The organism is Veillonella parvula (genome assembly GCF_018378075.1).
Taxonomy (GTDB): Bacteria; Bacillota; Negativicutes; order Veillonellales; family Veillonellaceae; genus Veillonella; species Veillonella parvula_K.
Map to the genome: position 1 here is coordinate 30,044 of NZ_JAGZYE010000007.1, position 18,583 is coordinate 48,626.

At 39.2% G+C, this 18,583-nt stretch carries 13 protein-coding genes; all 13 read right to left on the bottom strand.

All coding sequences use genetic code 11. The features are described 5' to 3' along the window. Window positions 1-20: 20 nt before the first annotated feature. Entirely contained in the window at window positions 21-4,310 is a 4,290-nt protein-coding gene (locus KH286_RS07325) for a translocation/assembly module TamB domain-containing protein (RefSeq protein WP_058948507.1), read from the bottom strand. A gap of 178 nt (window positions 4,311-4,488) precedes the next feature. After that, window positions 4,489-5,949, bottom strand: a complete 1,461-nt coding sequence (locus KH286_RS07330) for a TolC family protein (protein WP_004695458.1) — start codon at window positions 5,947-5,949, stop codon at window positions 4,489-4,491. A 42-nt stretch (window positions 5,950-5,991) separates the two neighbouring features. Continuing rightward, window positions 5,992-7,251 carry an MlaD family protein gene (locus tag KH286_RS07335; protein ID WP_024061015.1) on the bottom strand — a complete coding sequence of 420 codons (1,260 nt, stop codon included), beginning with the start codon at window positions 7,249-7,251 and terminating at the stop codon, window positions 5,992-5,994. Next, window positions 7,251-8,009, bottom strand: coding sequence for an ABC transporter ATP-binding protein (locus tag KH286_RS07340; RefSeq protein ID WP_024061016.1), 759 nt, complete (start codon window positions 8,007-8,009; stop codon window positions 7,251-7,253). Before KH286_RS07340 ends, KH286_RS07335 begins: the two co-directional genes overlap by 1 nt. 21 nt (window positions 8,010-8,030) lie before the next feature. Further along, window positions 8,031-8,792, bottom strand: a complete 762-nt coding sequence (locus KH286_RS07345) for an MlaE family ABC transporter permease (protein WP_004695453.1) — start codon at window positions 8,790-8,792, stop codon at window positions 8,031-8,033. Window positions 8,793-8,822: 30 nt separating this feature from the next. Then, entirely contained in the window at window positions 8,823-10,805 is a 1,983-nt protein-coding gene (locus KH286_RS07350) for a SpoIVB peptidase S55 domain-containing protein (RefSeq protein ID WP_004695451.1), read from the bottom strand. 12 nt (window positions 10,806-10,817) lie between these two features. Beyond that, window positions 10,818-11,102 (bottom strand): biotin/lipoyl-containing protein, encoded by a 285-nt coding sequence (locus KH286_RS07355; protein ID WP_058948506.1) that lies wholly within the window; start codon window positions 11,100-11,102, stop codon window positions 10,818-10,820. 88 nt (window positions 11,103-11,190) lie between these two features. After that, the gene (locus KH286_RS07360) at window positions 11,191-12,531 is read right to left on the bottom strand and encodes a phosphodiester glycosidase family protein (RefSeq protein ID WP_058948505.1); all 1,341 of its coding nucleotides are present in this window, start codon (window positions 12,529-12,531) and stop codon (window positions 11,191-11,193) included. A gap of 226 nt (window positions 12,532-12,757) precedes the next feature. Next, window positions 12,758-14,143, bottom strand: coding sequence for a rod shape-determining protein (locus KH286_RS07365; protein WP_012864056.1), 1,386 nt, complete (start codon window positions 14,141-14,143; stop codon window positions 12,758-12,760). After that, entirely contained in the window at window positions 14,124-15,389 is a 1,266-nt protein-coding gene (gene murA / locus KH286_RS07370) for a UDP-N-acetylglucosamine 1-carboxyvinyltransferase (protein WP_004695444.1), read from the bottom strand. The genes KH286_RS07365 and murA overlap by 20 nt, the downstream gene beginning before the upstream one ends. A 201-nt stretch (window positions 15,390-15,590) precedes the next feature. Then, the gene (gene glpX / locus KH286_RS07375; protein ID WP_004695442.1) at window positions 15,591-16,553 is read right to left on the bottom strand and encodes a class II fructose-bisphosphatase; all 963 of its coding nucleotides are present in this window, start codon (window positions 16,551-16,553) and stop codon (window positions 15,591-15,593) included. Window positions 16,554-16,612: 59 nt separating this feature from the next. Then, window positions 16,613-17,257, bottom strand: a complete 645-nt coding sequence (gene fsa / locus KH286_RS07380; RefSeq protein WP_058948504.1) for a fructose-6-phosphate aldolase — start codon at window positions 17,255-17,257, stop codon at window positions 16,613-16,615. Window positions 17,258-17,270: 13 nt separating this feature from the next. Continuing rightward, the gene (gene serS / locus KH286_RS07385; RefSeq protein WP_004695438.1) at window positions 17,271-18,551 is read right to left on the bottom strand and encodes a serine--tRNA ligase; all 1,281 of its coding nucleotides are present in this window, start codon (window positions 18,549-18,551) and stop codon (window positions 17,271-17,273) included. Window positions 18,552-18,583 lie beyond the last annotated feature (32 nt).

The window sequence follows — 18,583 nt, forward strand, 5'->3', positions numbered from 1 at the left end:
TACACATTCTAGCCATACTCTTAAAAGCTACGTGTCCAACGACCACCTATATAATTGTTCCCTTTTGATGTATGCCATCCCGTGAACTTAAGGTTTCGTTTAACAGAATATTCTATACCATATTTATTTTGTTTGTTATTAATACCTTGAGAATAAGTCAACATGACTCTCGGTAATACATATTTACCGATTTCAATATTATAATTACTTGCCGTATCCCTATTGGTTGGCTCATCGGGATCAATTGACCCTGTTGTAATATTGATGCGGTCTAACCCAAGTGTATTTTGTAATGCATCTTGTACATAGCCAAAAGCAAACATTTGAAGCCCTGCTGTAGCCACAGCATTCACATCTTCATTTGTCAAAGTACTACTATTTGAATCTGCACCGCGGCCGAAGGTCAACATGGAAATGATTTGCTTTCTAGACAATGTAGGATTAGAGGACAATGATAAGTCCATATGATCCACTGTCCCTTTTACGCCAAGCATAATAGTGTAATTACTTACATTTGTTTCAGCCTCTAATTGTAAGTTTGGTAAATAAGAGCCACCTACGAAATGAGCATTCCCTTTTGTAATATTAAATACATGGCTCAAATACTTAAACGTGCCATTTCTAACATCGAATTGACCACTAGCAGTTGGATTTTGTAAGGATCCACCAAAATGAACATCGCCACTGATAAACATGTTGTATAAGGTGCGATCATATAAACGTACACCTTTACCCGCATGAACAGTAACATCCACCCCCATATCTTTGGTACTTTCACTAGATTGTAAGGAAAGAGGAATTTTGAATTGAATCTTTTCAAGATTTAAAGTGCCAATAAGGGTCGGCAATCCATCTCGGTCAGCAATATAAAGTTCACCATTCAAAGGTCCTCTTACATATTCACTGCGAACCTCTAAGTCTTCTAGCTGAACTGCCGCCTTGTAATTAGTAAGAGTATGTCCAGACCAATTTACTTTAGCAGCCAAACCAGCTGAGCCTTTGCCCATATTAATACGGGATTGGAAATCACCTTGTTGACCAGAGAAAATTAAGTCACCATCAATACCAGTAATTTGATTTTCTACACTTGCCAATTTCATCGTACCATTACGTACCGATACAGTACCATATGCTTCAGGCTGATCAATAGTGCCTGTAATGTGAACCGTGCCTTTTAACGGACCTGTTGCCTCCTTAACACTAGTTGTAAGAAGAGGGATAACAGCCATATCTGCTTCGTTAAAATCAATAGTTACATCCATAGATTTGCTATCATTTGCTGGAATATACCCAGACGTAAAGATTGCCGCTAATGGAATCTTACCATAGACACTTAGCTTATACCCACTTTTGGCACCTTGAATTCGTTGAATCTGAATAACTTGATCTTGCATTGTAGCCAATACAAAACCTTCATCAATACCAACACCATTAAAGGACCCCGACTCTACAGCACCGGATAATTCTACTTTAGGATTCTTAGTTTCCCCAGTGATATTTACAACGCCAGTCACCCAACCAGTAGCTTGAATATCCTTACCCATAAGTGGCAAGAACGGTACTATATCAACATCCTTTAATGCAACCTGTAAGTCCGCTTGACCATCAAGATCCATCGTACCGCCTATTGCAATGAGACCTTCATCAACAGGCAGTTTCAAAGTTGTAACTTTGAATTTACGATTAGCAAGACTTGCATCGATAGTTGCATCACCAACAATCTTTTCATCAATACTTACATCATTAATCTTGCCTGTTACATTAACGCTTGGATTGTCGCGTGTACCTCCGATTTCAACAGAACCATTTAATTTGCCATCAATGTGTTCATTGGACCGGTCTAGCAAGGTTAGCAAATTCTTTACGCTACCATTAGTAACATCTAATACACCAAATAGTTGTCTACTATCATCAAACTTCATACCACCTTTAGCAGTGTAGCGACCACCATCGGCTTCAGCAAAGGTGAAATCTTGCACATTTACAACCGATTTATCTGCATAAACACGACCATGAATATCGTTCAATAATTCCCCATTAACTGATAAGGCATCGGATGAAATATAGCCATTGAATTGAGGGTTATCCACAGATCCAGTAATTTGTCCTCGACCAGATAGCAAACCATCAACTTTGTAATCCGTATTAATGAGCAATCTGCCCATATCAATTTTTTTGCCTTCAAAATCAATATTAATTGCTTCTTTAGATACTGTACCGCCACCTGTGATAGTTGCACCATAACCTTCAATATCAAATCTATAAAGCTCTAATGTATCATTCTGATAGTTATATTTTGCAAACGCATTGGTCACGAGTTTGCCATAAGCAGAACCATCCCACAAATGAGCACGACCTTCTATAATCGGATTTGCAGCCGTCCCTGTAATATGATTGTCTGTTTCAAACCAACCTGTAATAGGAACATCTGTAACAGTACGAATCACATTTTCAATACGAGCAGCCCGAGCCTTGGCATTTAGATCTAACACATCTGTATTAAGATTATACCAACCATTAACATCATAGCCCCCATCGCCATCACCAATATGTCCATTGGTGATAGTGAGAATATGGTTATCTAGCTTAATATCTCCATGGATATTATTGAATCGAGCCCCTTTATAATGTACCTCTTGCCCCCATACAGTGCCCATTACATTTGGATTATCCAATGTACCTTGTATCGCAAAAGAGGTATTCAAGGTGCCATCAACATCTTGACCAATAATAGGACTTAGTGCGGTCAATGGCAATGCATTACCGGAAATAGTGGCATCTATATTACCATTTTGGATATAGCCATATCCGCTTAGCGCCCCATCTCCTATAGTGCCTACAACGGTCATATTTGTACTATTATCTGCATGTGTAAAGTTAGCTTTTGCAGTATCAACTACAACACCGCGAATGCCTATTTGGCGACCTTCAACAGCGCCTACAACATCTGTAACTTGATTATTTTTTCCTAAGATACGCATCTCACCATCGATATTACCTGTAACCGGTGAGGTCATATCTTTTGTGAAAGTGCCTAAAGGTAAATTTTGAATCTTTATAGTAGTATCAAAATCCCCTGTATCAACCACATATTGGCCCTTAACCTTTGCACTACCTTCGCCTACTGATAGGCGCACATCATCCGTACGAACTAAACCGTTATCATATACAATATCACCTTGTAAACGATCAATATAGTAACCATTATAAGAAATACCATCACTAGCAATCGTTGCATCTACACGTGGAGCTACTGTCGTGCCACCAATATGTGCACGCCCACCTACAATACCAGAAACACCGACGTCTGTTATCGCCTCTAAATCTACTTTATCGGCCACAACATTAAGATTTAAATACTCTTCATCTTTGCCTAGTGTAACTAAGCCATTGATCTTTGTTACTTGATCATTTACCCTCCAAGAACTACGACTAATAATGATTTGATCATTATTAAGCATAATGCGACCCGTGCCATCGGTAATATTATAAATTGTATTACCCCGTTTATAAGTGCCTGTTGAACCTTTAAAGCCTACATTACCACTCATAATGTATTTGCCATCTTCACTTTTAAGATTTAAATGTAAATCTTGTAACTTACCACTCGTTACAGATAGATCCTTACGAAGTGGAACAAAACTCATAATACCAGCAGTATCAATTTCATCAGCTTGTACAAAGAGATCAAAATTAGATACATTGTTCATATCAATTTTGCCATTCAAGGTAATTGCGGAACCATCTACATCAGCAGTAAAGGCACCTTTAGACATGCCACTCATATCAAGCGCCATAGTCCCATCAAGATTTCCTACATTCCTCTTTATTCCATCTTTAGTACGTAGCGCTACGCGACCATCATTAACAGTCACAGAGCCATCAAAAGTACCCGACTTATTTGGATCGGATGGTTTTACTAACTTAGTTATACTCCACGACCCATCAGCTAGTTGCCATATATGAAAATCTGGCGCCTCAACGATTACACTAGAAATAGCCGTAGCCCCTGATGTGTTGCCACCGACAATCTTCGGCAAAGAAGATAGTTTAACTCCTACAGCTACCTCTTGAGCAGTTCCAACTAAATGACCATCTCTATCTTTGATAGTCACATCTGTTAGAACAACATCACCATTCCAATTAATTCGGAGAGAATCATAGTCTATAGATCCGTTTATGACATTATTTACTTGTTCTTTAACCATAGGTGCAATGTAAGTTTGAGCCATAGGATTGATGCTGGCACCAACAATACCAGACAAACCTAAAATCGCTGCACCGATAAGGAGCCACTTTTTACGGGTCATAATGATACTCCCATACACATTATGAATAATATAAATATATATACTAATCTTACCACAGACACAGTAATAACTATAGTATTTTCAGAGTGAATTTTATAAAACCTATCAAGAACACCCATTGTCTATAATGTCCATTACAAGAAAAAAGACGACCGAAGTCGTCTTTTTAAAGATCATATTATTGATTGCCGCCTAGTTTTGACAATTGTTCAACAGCACCACTATTAGCAATAACTTCAGCACCTTGACCTACAGGTGTAGACAATGGAACGCCTGTTAATTGTTCAAGAGCCGCAATGCTAATATTGTAATTGTAAAGAGCTTCTACATAGTTATTACGAGCTGTTGTCAACTTAGTTTCTGCATCAAGTACATCAAGGTTCGTACCAACACCTGCACGGTAACGAAGCGTAGCAATACGGAAACTTTCTTGACCTTGTGCGACTGCAGTTTGTGTACTTTGGATTGTTTGTTCAGCAGCTCGTAAATTCAAGTATGCTTTTTGTACAGCTAACAATACAGCATCAACAGTTGCCAAGTTAGCTTCTTTTGCTTGTTCAAGTTGTGCATTTGCTTTTTTAATAGCATTTTGTGTTGCACCACCGTCCCATAAGTTCCAAGTAGCACTAGCACCAACACTCCAGGACTTTGTACTTGTACCAAAGTAACCATCTGGATCACCATAGCCACGACCAGCTTTTACAGCAACCGTAGGCAAATAACCCGCCTTAGCAGATTTTACAGCTTCTTCCGCAGATTTTACATCAAGAGCTGATTTAACAAGAGCGGAACGATGAAGCATAGCATATGCTTTCGCTTGCTCCAAAGTTACATTATATGGTTTATATTGTAAATCATGCTCTGCTGTAGTAATAGCTGTTTGTGCAGGGTATGCAATAACTTGATTTAAGTTCGCCTCTGCTAAATTTGCAGCATTTTGCGCTTTTACAAGAGATGTTTGAGAATCATCAAGATTTGTTTTAGCGGCCAATACATCGGAGCTCGCCACTAAACCAACATTATACTGTGCCTCTACATTGGTTACATGACCTTGATAATCTTTAACAGCTTGTTGTGCTACATCTACCATATTACGGCTCATAATCAATGTATAATAACCGTTAAGAGCATCATATTTTGCTTGTTGTAAAGCCTCTTCATAGCTAGCACCAGTACCTTCACGAGTATAACGTGCAGAATCAATGCTTGCATCGAGTTGTGGATTGAATACAGGCGCACTAATGGAGAAGTTATGACTACCAGATTTGCCACTACCTGTGTCACCGCCCGTTTTTTGAGCACTCCAACCATAACTAACACTTGGATTCTTACCAGCTGCTACTTGGCTTACTGCAGATTTAGCAGCTTCATAACCCCATTTAGTTTGCTTAGCTGTACGATTATTAGCTAATGCTAAATCAACCGTACGGGCTTCGTTTAAAGCTAATGTACGTTCATAGGTTTTACTATCTAAAACAGATTTTTCTGCTAATTGCTTTTGTGTTAATTGAATAGCTTCTTTTTGATATTTGCTTAATTGGTCTCCGTTGTTAACGGATGTAGTTACTACATCAGCGGCAAATGCACCAGTAGTAACTAAAGAAAGCATTACACCTAAGGAAAGAACCTTTTTATTCATAATATGTACCTCCATACTCATATAGAGTAAATGTGTTAGTCATTAGAATACTTGTTTAATACCGAAATAGGTACCTCCATTCGTAGAACTGAACGGTCTGGTCATTTGAATAACGCCATAGGTATCTTTATGCAAACGTATATCACTACGAATACGATATTTACGATGATTAAGGTCATATAGCGCGGCTGATAAGGACACAGGACCACGGAGGTTATAATCCACTCCAAGACCCAATTCACTTTCAAAAATACCACCACGCACCAACCATTTAGAACTAATAAATCGACCTGCATTCAGATCAAAAGTAGTATCATCACCCATATTAGAAAGGCCAATTTCAGCCATTCCTTTATTATTAAAGGCACGTACTCTACCATTGACACGGAATTCATTATCCGTTGTGTTATACAACAAATCTACAGATGGTTCAATCTTGGTAGATGACTTTTTTTCAGTCATACCAACCTCTACACTATTTCCATTTACATCCGTTTGGTACGCCTTTCCGCCCATCAGTTTATTGATGCGAGCTGAAATCTGTGCCGTATTATGTAAAGTCTCCTTAATATTTTCTTGTGCTTTAGGATCTGTTACAGTTGATTCCATGGTACGAGCCATATTATCTACACGATCAGTAGTTTGTTTTAAATTAGTTAAAATAGCACGCATATCATTGCCTGCATTACCATCAGCATTAAACTGTTGTGCTGCTTGATTTAGCTGAGCCGTTACATCCGCCATATTTTGTGTAATAGCTACCGCATTATCAGCCATCACAGCTGTAGATTGCAAAGAATATTTAAGTGCACTTTGAGTTGCAGGATCACCAATAATACTATTAATAGACTGTAGCATCTTCTCAGTACCATCCATTAATTTTTGTGCACTCTGCATGGCCTTATCCACAGCATCAACGCCTTCACCTTTAACGGAGTCACCATCTTGTAAATATACTTTAGACTGTCCTGGTGAAATTTGAATAAATTTATCACCTAAAAAACCATCTGACCCCAAGGAAAAGATCGAGTCACTTGGAATCTGCGTTTTTTCATCAAGTTTCATCTTAACCACAACGCCACGCGGTGTAATTTCAATATCAGAAACAGTCCCGATGGCCACGCCGGAAAATTTAACCTGATTCCCATTTTTTAGGCCATTTACTTGAGTGAAATCACCTGTAATTGTCATTTGCGGTTTAGCCCAAATATCGATACGGCCTACAAATAGTATGCCTGCAATAAATAGAACTATACCTATTATTGTAAAAGCCCCTACCTTGGCCTCCGTCGTCCACTTCATTATATATCTCCCATCGCAGATTCGTTAATCGGCTCTGCTTCACCATGAATAAATTGTTGTACCTTCTTATTTGTAGAATTCTTAAATTCTATTGTATCAGAAATTTCTACAAAATGCCCCTGATCGAGTAAAGCTATGCGGTCAGCAACATAAAATGCTGACTGCATATCATGTGTTACCACGATAGAAGTACAACCAAGCCGATTCTGCATCCCCTTAATTAGTATACTAATCGTACCTGATGTAATAGGATCTAACCCTGATGAAGGTTCATCATAAAGAATTAAACTCGGATCTAGTGCTATAGCACGAGCTAAGCTAACCCGCTTTTTCATACCACCAGATAACTCATTAGGCATATAGGACTCATATCCCTTTAAACCAACCCAATCAAGTCTTTCTGCCACAATGCGTTTGATTTCGTCATCCTTTAACTTCGTATGTTGACGCAAACCAAAAGCTACGTTCTCACCTACCGACATAGAATCAAACAAAGCTGAATATTGGAATACCATCCCCATTTTTCTTCGTACCGTATTAAATTCATCTTCAGATAATGTAGTTATATCTGTGCCATCTACGATAATCTGCCCTGATGTAGGACGTTGTAAACCTATTAATAAGCGAAGTAATGTACTTTTACCACTACCACTGCCGCCTAATATAACTAACGTCTCCCCATCATTAATAGTGAGATTAACAGAGTCTAAAATCACACGTGACTCGTAGGCAACTACAACATTGCGTAGTTCAATCATAAATCCCTCTAAAAATATCCACTAAAATAACAATGTAGATAAAAAGTAATTTAATACAAATACTAGAATAATACTAGTTACTACAGAACTAGTAGTGGAAAAACCAACAGCTTCTGCGCCCATTTTAGTTTCCATGCCCTTATAAGCACCTACCAATGCAATGACAGCACCAAACACACTAGACTTTATAAGTCCTAAGGTGAAATCTGAAATGGTAGAAAACATTTGAATAGAATCTAAATATGTACTAGGCGCCAAACCCTTGATAACAGTGGCTACAAAGTAACCACCGGCAATACCGATAACAACACCATAAAATGCCAAAATTGGCACCATAATCATACACGCTACTACACGTGGTACCACGAGGTAACCAACAGGATCAACAGCCATAACACGTAGGGCATCAATTTGTTCTGTTACCTTCATTGTACCAATTTCAGCCGTGATAGCTGCGCCAACACGGCCGGCTAATACTACACCAACTAAGATAGGACCCAATTCACGGCCCATAGCTACAGCCATAAGGCCACCTACTGTACTTTGAGCACCATAGGTAATGAGTACATCTGTAATCTGTAAGGTCATAACGGCACCAGCAAAGAGTAGAGTTAAGCTAATAATAGGCAAGGAGTCTACCCCTAAGTGAGCCATCTGTTGAAATACATGCCACAGATTAATCATTTTTAATTGTTTTATTGTTTGCCACACTAATAATGTAGCACTACCCATCTGCGATAAGCCGTTTATGACGACTCGACCTATCGATTCTAGCCAACTCAACAGTCTATCCCTTTCCCTTACAGTTTCAACTTATTCAGCTGTATTTGTTCCACCAGCATTAGCCTCATCTTTTTTATTGGTTTCTTTCGACTCTTTTTTAGAATCCTTTTTAGACTCAGCTTTATCCGTTTTATCTTTTTTAGATTGATCTTCCAATTCTAACTTGCGTTCCATCTTAATCTGATGTTTCGCTTCTTTGACACGTTTTGCTAATTCTTTATCCCGATCAGCAGGCTTCATTACATGAATCGTAAATTGACCATCACCTTGCACAATGTACTCAGTATCAACAGCAGTCTTTTCAGGTTTCTTTTCATCATCCTTACTAGAACTCAAATCTTCTTGACCTGTTTTTTTCTTTACATCCCCTGGCATAGGTTTTGATTCCACATCTTTAAGCTTAGCCTTTTTAACAGATTGAGAGCCATCTTCATCAACTAAGCTGATACCATCTTCCAAAAATTCTACAACGATTTGATTATTTGTATCTGTCTTTTGAATTTCATCATAAAGCTCATCAAAATCTTTATGAACTTTCAAACGGCGTAAAATTTCATCTGTTAAATTATATTTCTGTTTTTCCAATACGTATGGTAATGGAATCTCGCCACCGCCACGCACCTCTAAGGTATACTTACCAATAGCTTGATCTTCAGGTACCTTAAAGAAAATTTGTTTAATAACCTTTTCACCGCGGAACGGCTCTAATGTTACATCTACTACGATAGTATCCCCAGGAGAAACTACAGTAGACGAAGCAGAAGCATCGATAAGCTTTGCTGTTTTCTTATCTTGCGTTACGTTTGTTTCAACCGAAATATCCGAAATTTCATAGTTGATGAATCGATTGTTCATAAGAACATCAATGACATTATAAAATTCATCAACTGCTTTTTCACTAATAGAATCAGAGCTGTAGAACATATTTGTCCGCGTTAATGGCTTATGTTCTTTCCCTTTTGGCGTAATAGTATAAGAAATTGTAGCCGTACCAGAGCCACTGCGATCCAATGTTTTATTCAACATATTGTATAAGGCTGTAGCTGCTAAAGTTGGTGTCATTTCACCATCTTCAATAACCTTGACAGAACTAGTTCTATCACGGCCCATATCAATATCCTTTAAATGGAATCGCAATGGAATACCTGGCGAAATCACGCCTGATACACCTGCAATACCGGCACCTCTATCTTCGGTAACAGAGCCAATCTCTTTACCCATAGAGCCAAGCTTAAAGGCAGCATTATAGCTTTTTACAACGGTAAAGATACTTGCATTGTGCATAAAATAGTTAGAAGAACCATGTTTTAAGAATGGATGACCAAAGGCAACAACCTTTTCACCATCTACATGAGTAACAGTACCAATAGCGCCCAATTTAAGGTCACCATCAACTAGCAAAGCCGCTACTGAGCCACCAGCTTCTAAAGGTTTTGCAATTTCATCACCACTAGCACTTGCGGTGTCATATGTTTCATATTTATATTGTGGTAACTTCGATTTAAAGTATTCCATTGATGCCGCATCGAAGCCATATGCCATAAGTGGAGTACCTAAAGGAATCAATTGTGTATCATCCCAAGGTTTAGATAAGTTTTTCTCATATGGTATATTCCATAGTTTGACCATATCCTCAATAGGAGTAATCATACCTATCGTACCATCCGCAAACCCCCAGCCATAAGCAACAGCCCCAACGAGTTTACCATTTATATATACAGGGCTACCACTCATACCATGCGCAATGCCACCAGTTTGATCCATAACGGGGCCGGAAAACTTGGCTAAAATAAGATGACCAGATGGTCCCTTATCCTTCATGACACCCAGTACCTTTACATCAAAGGTGGAAATAGTATCCCCTACGATTACAGTTTTTGCAATACCTTCCATACCTGTTGTTACATCATTGACAGGCATAAAATCAATAGCCTGTGCAGTTGTAAGTGAAGTACAGAAGAAAAGCGCCAGTATCGCTTTTCTATACCGACGCCAAGAATGAGAAAACTTCATTCCTTCTCTCCTTTATTTACTTTCTACAGTGACAACGATTTGATCACGAGAAACGTCTGAACCCACTGTAACATTAACCGCCGTTACAGTACCAGTTACAGTAGATTTAGCAGCAGCCATAGGACCAGCCAATGTCTCTACAGTCACCAATGTTTGGCCTTCTGTTACAGAAGTACCAACAGAAACTGTAGAAGCAACTTTACCTGTTAATACACTTTGGTATGATACAGGGGCCGCCATTACAGAGCTAACACTTAAAATGCCTAATGCAGCTAAAGCTAACGCTACTCTTTTCATAACGATCCCTCCTTTTACAAAATTAGTTATGTATTTATAGTATACTAAATTATTAGTAATATTTCAAACAAAATTGTATGCAACGAATCTATTTTATAATTACTATATCTTCATAACTCATAGGTGCAGAAGATTTGTGTACATAATCATCATTGATAACTATATCAATGCTACCTTGATTTGATAATTCAGCGCCATCAACAACACCTAATTTAGACAATAACTGAGCTCCTTCTTTTTGAGTCACACCTACAGATTGAAGTTCGGATTTATCAACTGTTAGCACAACTAAATCATGTTCCTTTGTAGTTCCAATGAAGCTACGACCTTTGTTATTAGATTCATCAGCTCCTACATAGCGACCACCTTTCATCACCATAGTGCCCACTTCTAAACTAGCTCCACCGGTAGTGCTAACTTGAGCTAGTTCTTCTCTATTTTGAATTGTAATAGGTGTTCCAACTTTTAACTTACGTAAAGCATTTCCAGATTCGCCATGACCAGACAATACGTATTGATTTTCCCCAATTTTAGAATTTCCCTTTTGTTTACTAATAACCTTGCCATTAGCTACAGTCACTTCATAACCATATTCATTGGTCTTTGTAGAAGGACCATAAGTTGACGTATAAAGGGTCAAAGCGTTCTCTTTACGAACCGTATCAACGGAGGTGATTACAAAACTCTCATTCTTTGTTTTAGCTTGAAGCAAAGGTTTTTTCTCTTCTATAAAGTATCCTCTATTAGGCGTATATCGTAACGTACCACGATTGGAAATACGCTCTAAATCAATAGCTCCATCACTCGCCACTGAGTAAGGTCGTTCAAAACTGCCCCCTTTTACCTTTGCTCCAATGATAGCTGTATGAGCTTGAGTGACAGAAGATAATGGTTTACCTTCTGGAACATGCGCCACCACCATAGGTGAATCATTATCTACGGTCAATGCAAAGGCTTGAATTTTCCCTTCAGCTACGGTGTTATTAATTTTGCTATACGTTACAGATTTATTTACATCTTTTGTAGTCTGTTGCGCATAGCCAGAAAATAAATCCACTACTATACGCGAAGGCTTTTCTAATGCAAACTCATGATGTTGTACATCCTTATTCGCTGTTAATGTTACTCGTAAGGCCCCATTAACCGGTTGTAAGCCAATGCCTTTAAGAACTCCCGTTTTTTTATCATTTTGTGATATGGGGCCAGTTAAACCATTTGTAGTGCCCCCCAAGTTCAATGTAAGAGCATGTGTTTCTTCATTATAGGATTGAGTCCAAGATACAGGCATTTCAGATACATCTAAAACAATTCGGCTTGTACCTTCATGATTAGATACACGCACCCCTGTTAAATTACCTGCCTCAGCATGAGGAACGGTACTACCCAGTAGACCTAAAACAGCAAAAGTCATATACAGATATCGTTTCATCTTTAATTCCTCTATAGCTACAAACCATAATAATGGCCTTATATCATTACATCAATTTTACGCAATATACTTTTACTATAGTATACAGCATAAAGATGAAAAATTCAAAAATAAACGAAAAACGAGGTCACAGTCTAAAAATATTCCATACCAAAAATAGAATAATTGTAGACCATAACCTCGTCAATTTAAGCTTACATCATCATGGTATATTATTGTAACTATATTATTGTAACTCATCTAATGTATCACGAAGCTGTGACATTTCATCTAAAGCCTTTGCAACACCTTTAATCACTGCATATCTTGGAGATTCTACAAGGTATGCCGCGATTCCAATAGAACGTGTAATAACACGGTCTAATCCATCGATGAGCGCGCCACCACCAGTAAGAATTATGCCATGATCGTTGATAGCGGCCACAAGTTCCGGTGGAGTTTTTTCTAGAATAGACTTAACGCCTTCCAAAACATTCATCACTTGTGCTTCTAGAGCACGTTGAATCTCTAAAGAATTCACCGCAACCATCTTTGGTAATCCAGAACTTGAATCTCGTCCTCGTACCTCAATCGTGCGCTCCTTTGCACGGCGATCCACAGTCCCTACAGAAATTTTAATTTTCTCTGCTGTTAGCGGACCAATAACCAAGCGTTTCTTACGACGGATATAGCGAATAATAGATTCGTTAAAAGAATCTCCACCGATGCGAAGTGATTCACTTACAACTACACCCGTATCACAAAGAACGGCAATATCCGTAGTGCCACCGCCAACATCGACAACCATCGCCCCTACGTGCTTAGCATCATTGAGGCCAGTCCCCATAGCAGCAGCCAATGGTTCTTCAATAAGGACTGTCTTTTTTGCACCAGTTCTGAGTAAAGCTTCCAAAATAGCGCGTTTTTCAACTGGTGTAATGCCCGACGGAACACATACAATAATACGCGTCTTCATCAATCTAGAAGCAGGTACAACGGAGCGAATAAAGTACTTCAACATGAATTCTGTCATATCATAATCTGCAATAACGCCCGCTTGAACTGGACGGATGACGGAAATCCCTTTTGGAGTACGGCCCACCATAGAACGTGCAGCCTCACCTAAAGCAAGAATATCACCGGTTTTATCATCCCGTGCAATATACGCAGGTTCATCTAATACCAAGCCTTTACCCTTCGCAAAAATGAGGATATTTGCAGTCCCTAAATCAATTCCCAAATCGAAGTTTAAGGATCGATTTAAACGACTCATAAAATCTCCGACTTGCTCAGGTCGAACTAAACGTTTTAATGTCATGGCTGGTGTTGTTTTAGCAATCGCTACAGTCTCACGACTACGTCGTTCAGCACGGCGCATTTTTGTAACTTTAATCATGGTCTCACGCATATTGGAGGCCAAATGATTAGCTTGCTTTGCCACGCCATTTGAAAGCTTAGTAGACTTACGTTTTGTCCTTCTCAATGGTTTGCGTGTAGTACTCACTTTCGAATTTTCAACCTTTGCAGCACCTAAGTTCTGTTGCTCGTTGTATAAAGCCGGCCCTTTAGAGCGCCGGCTTCTTTTCTTTTTATTTTGTTTTGGCTGTGTACTCTTATTCGTCAACCCGAACAATATCAGCACCTAACCTTTGCAATTTACCTACAAAATCATCATAACCTCGGTCAATATGATGTAAACGACCGACTTCTGTTCTACCTTCCGCAGTCAATGCAGCGCATACCAGCGCCGCTCCAGCACGCAGGTCAGTAGCATTCACTATAGCCCCGTGTAAGCTTGGCATACCTTCGACAATAGCTTGACGATTATCGATGTCAATATGCGCCCCCATTTTACGAAGTTCAGCAACATGCATAAAACGATTTTCAAATACAGTTTCTGTTACTGTACTAGTGCCTTCCGCAATCGTGGTAAGAGCCATGAATTGAGCTTGCATATCTGTTGGGAATCCAGGGTATGGCAAGGTTTTAATATCGACAGCTTTAATGCCTTTACCACTACTGATAACGCGAATGCCGTCGATTTCTTCCTCTACTGTTACACCAGCTTCCTTTAATTTAGCCACTACTGGTTTTAGATGTTCTGGCAATGCATTTTCTACGAATACATCACCACCTGCCATAGCAGCAGCGATTAAATATGTACCAGCTTCAATGCGATCAGGAATAACTGTATGAATAGCACCGTGTAATTGAGGTACACCTTCAATACGAATCACATTTGTACCAGCTCCGCGAATATTAGCTCCCATAGCATTTAAGAATGTAGCTAAATCAACAATTTCAGGCTCTTCTGCAGCATTTTCGATAACGGTTTTACCTTCCGCCATAGAAGCAGCCATAATTACATTCTCTGTAGCCCCCACACTTGGGAAATCCAAATAAATTTGAGTCCCTTTAAGTCCTTCCGGAGCATGAGCATATACATAATCTTCAGTAATTTCAATTTTTGCACCTAATGCTTCAAATGCTTTTAAATGAAGATCAATGGGACGTGCACCGATAGCACATCCACCAGGCATTGAGATTTTAGCCTCCCCTTTACGAGCCAAAAGTGGACCCATGACAAGAAAGGATGCACGCATTTTACGCACAAGTTCATAAGGAGCTTCCGTAGCAGTCAATGTAGAAGCATCGAAAACAATTTCACCATCTGCATTATTACGAGTGATTTTAACCCCCAAAGACTCGATAACTTGGCAAATCGTGCCTACATCTTCTAAATTTGGAATTTCAAGCAATTTACTAGGCGTTGATGCTAGCAAAGTACCGGCAATAATAGGGAGTACTGCATTTTTAGCACTACTAACACGTACACGTCCTTCCAATCGATTGCCACCTTGAATGATTAACTTTTCCAACAGAATTCCTCCTACACTTTATATCGTTCATCTTGTATAAGCTACAAGACCTTGTATTTATAACGTCATATACTAAATGTTATTATACTATTTTTCGATATATCTCATCAAGAGAATGAGAGAAAATACAAAGAAAAAAAAGCCCTGAATATATCTCAAAAATTTGTGCCAAATTTTTGAGTATATTTCAGGGCTTTATTCTTATTTAGCTTTTAATGTTTTAAGTTTATGATCCATATGCACTGTATCAAGGAAACGAACCGTACCAGTTTTAGACCGCATCACAATAGTATGTGTACGCGCACCACCTGGGAAATATTGAATTGGATTTAATAAGTTACCACGTGTAATGGCAGTAGCCGCAAAAATAACATCATCAGTACGAACTAAATCATTTAATGTGAGCACTTGGTTTACATCGGCAATGCCCATTTCATGGCAACGACGAATTTCTTCTTCCGTTTCTGGTTTTAAGCGAGCTTGCATATCGCCGCCTACACATTTTAAGGCTGCAGCCGCTAATACACCTTCAGGTGCACCACCAGTACCTACAACCATGTGCACCCCAGAACCTTCGATACAACATTCCATAGCTGGATTAACATCACCATCAGAAATGAGCATAATACGAGCCCCTACTTCACGAGCCTCTTTCATCAAGCCTTGATGACGCTCACGATCAAGCATAACCAACGTGATTTCATCTACATTACGTTCCATTTTAGCCGCTACATTTTTGATATTTTCGGTCAAAGATTTCGTAATATCGATAGCACCTGCACCTCGAGGACCAACACAAAGTTTCTCCATGTACATATCCGGTGCATGTAACAAGCCACCTTTTTCTGCAATCGCCATAACTGCAATAGCACCATTTTGACCTTTAGCAATCAAGTTTGTCCCTTCAATAGGATCAACAGCGATATCTACTTCTGGTCCGCCAGCACCTACGTGTTCTCCGATATAAAGCATAGGAGCTTCATCAATTTCGCCTTCTCCGATAACCACAGTACCAGAAATGCGAACAGAATCAAACGCTTGACGCATAGCATCTACAGCAAGACCATCGGCTGCATCCTTTTGCCCACGGCCAAGCAAACGACCGCTACGCAAAGCTGCGGCTTCAACGACACGAGCAAATTCCAAAGATAATGTACGATCCATAATGGGCCTCCTTATAAGTCCTCTATGTATTGATATGACTCTTACCTAGAGTCTCTAACTTATTGATTAGCTTGTTTCCAATCTTCCATAAATTTTGCAAGTCCTGCATCAGTCAACGGATGTTTCATAGCTTGCATGAGTACTTTAAATGGAACAGTTGCAATATGAGCACCTGCTTTAGCACATTGAATAATATGCAGCGGAGTTCTCACACTTGCAGCAATAATTTCAGTTTCAATTTCATGAATAGCGAAAATATCTGTAATATCTTGAATCAATGTAAGACCATCCATGCTGATATCATCAATACGACCCACAAATGGACTCACATAACTTGCACCTGCACGAGCAGCTAATAAGGCTTGGTTTGCAGAAAAAATCAAAGTCACATTCGTTTTAATGCCTTCTTTGCTCAAAATAGCAACGGCTTTAAGACCTTCTGGAGTCATAGGAACTTTAATAACCACATTAGAGCCTAATTTCACAAGGTCATGTGCTTCCGCCACCATGCCTTCAGCATCAGAGGAAATAACCTCTGCGCTAACAGGTCCATCAACAAGGTTTACAATTTCAGAAATAACTTGTTTCAAATCGCGTTTAGCTTTCACGATAAGCGATGGGTTTGTAGTTACGCCATCAATAAAACCAAAATCATAGGCCTCTTTAATCTCATCAAATTCTGCTGTATCAATAAAGAATCTCATAAAATGCCCCCTCTTATTTAGCCGGTGAAATCACTTCAACGCCACCCATGTATGGCACGAGAACTTTTGGAATTACAACGGACCCATCGGCTTGTTGATAGTTTTCCAAGATAGCAGCTACTGTACGCCCTACTGCAAGGCCAGATCCATTTAATGTATGAACAAATTCCGGTTTACCCTTAGGTCCACGACGGAATTTAATATTAGCACGACGAGCTTGGAAATCAGTCATATTAGAGCAAGAGGAAATTTCTCTATACTTGCCTTGTGCAGGCATCCACACCTCTACATCATAGGTTTTAGCAGAACCAAAGCCCATATCACCTGTGCACAGAGTGATAACACGGAACGGTAATTCTAATAAGCGCAATACTTCTTCTGCATTATCTGTTAATGTTTCTAATTCTTTGAAAGAATCTTCTGGTTTAGCTAATTTAACCATTTCAACTTTGTTAAATTGATGTTGTCGAATAAGGCCACGAGTATCACGCCCCGCGGAACCCGCTTCAGCACGGAAACATGCGGTGAATGCAGTATAGTATTTAGGCAATTCCTCTTCGCTCAAAATTTCACCACCGTGATAATTAGTCAATGTAACCTCAGCAGTTGGAATCAAGAAATATTCCGTTCCCTCTACATGGTACATATCTTCAGCAAATTTAGGCAATTGCCCAGTGCCCGTCAAAGTTTCACGTGTTACCATATATGGAGTCATCATTTCAGTATAGCCATGTTTATCTACATGAAGATCCACCATGAAGTTGATAAGAGCGCGTTCCAAACGAGCCCCTAACCCCTTATACACAGTAAAGCGAGCTCCACTCATTTTGCCTGCACGATTGAAATCAAGGATATCGAGGCTTTCACCTAAATCCCAATGAGCCTGTACATCAAAATTAAATTGACGTGGTTCGCCCCATTTGCGTTGCTCCACATTTTCATCTTCATCGGCCCCTACAGGAACAGATGCATCACACATATTTGGCAACATCAATGCCGCATCGCGCAATTTTGTTTCCACTTCGCGAATACGGTTATCAAACTCAGCAATCTCATCGCCTACTTTTTTCATTTCTGCGATTTTTTCATCAGCATTTTCTTTGTTGCGTTTTAATTTGCTAATTTCTTCTGTTACAGAATTGCGAAGCGCTTTTAATTCTTCTACTCGACCGATCAATTGACGACGTTCATCATAAGCGGATACAAAGGTTTTCAGATCGCCTTTTGTATGACGATTATCTAAATTTTGTTGCACTAAATCAATATTTTCACGGACAAATTTTAAATCTAACATACTATAAACCTCATTTTCCAACTATGTTACGC

Bases quoted from the DNA above. Each gene is read 5' to 3' on its own strand.
- KH286_RS07325 (WP_058948507.1), bottom strand. From the start codon at position 4,310: ATGACCCGTAAAAAGTGGCTCCTTATCGGTGCAGCGATTTTAGGTTTG.
- KH286_RS07330 (WP_004695458.1), bottom strand. From the start codon at position 5,949: ATGAATAAAAAGGTTCTTTCCTTAGGTGTAATGCTTTCTTTAGTTACT.
- KH286_RS07335 (WP_024061015.1), bottom strand. From the start codon at position 7,251: ATGAAGTGGACGACGGAGGCCAAGGTAGGGGCTTTTACAATAATAGGT.
- KH286_RS07340 (WP_024061016.1), bottom strand. From the start codon at position 8,009: ATGATTGAACTACGCAATGTTGTAGTTGCCTACGAGTCACGTGTGATT.
- KH286_RS07350 (WP_004695451.1), bottom strand. From the start codon at position 10,805: ATGAAGTTTTCTCATTCTTGGCGTCGGTATAGAAAAGCGATACTGGCG.
- KH286_RS07355 (WP_058948506.1), bottom strand. From the start codon at position 11,102: ATGAAAAGAGTAGCGTTAGCTTTAGCTGCATTAGGCATTTTAAGTGTT.
- KH286_RS07360 (WP_058948505.1), bottom strand. From the start codon at position 12,531: ATGAAACGATATCTGTATATGACTTTTGCTGTTTTAGGTCTACTGGGT.
- glpX (WP_004695442.1), bottom strand. From the start codon at position 16,553: ATGGATCGTACATTATCTTTGGAATTTGCTCGTGTCGTTGAAGCCGCA.
- fsa (WP_058948504.1), bottom strand. From the start codon at position 17,257: ATGAGATTCTTTATTGATACAGCAGAATTTGATGAGATTAAAGAGGCC.
- serS (WP_004695438.1), bottom strand. From the start codon at position 18,551: ATGTTAGATTTAAAATTTGTCCGTGAAAATATTGATTTAGTGCAACAA.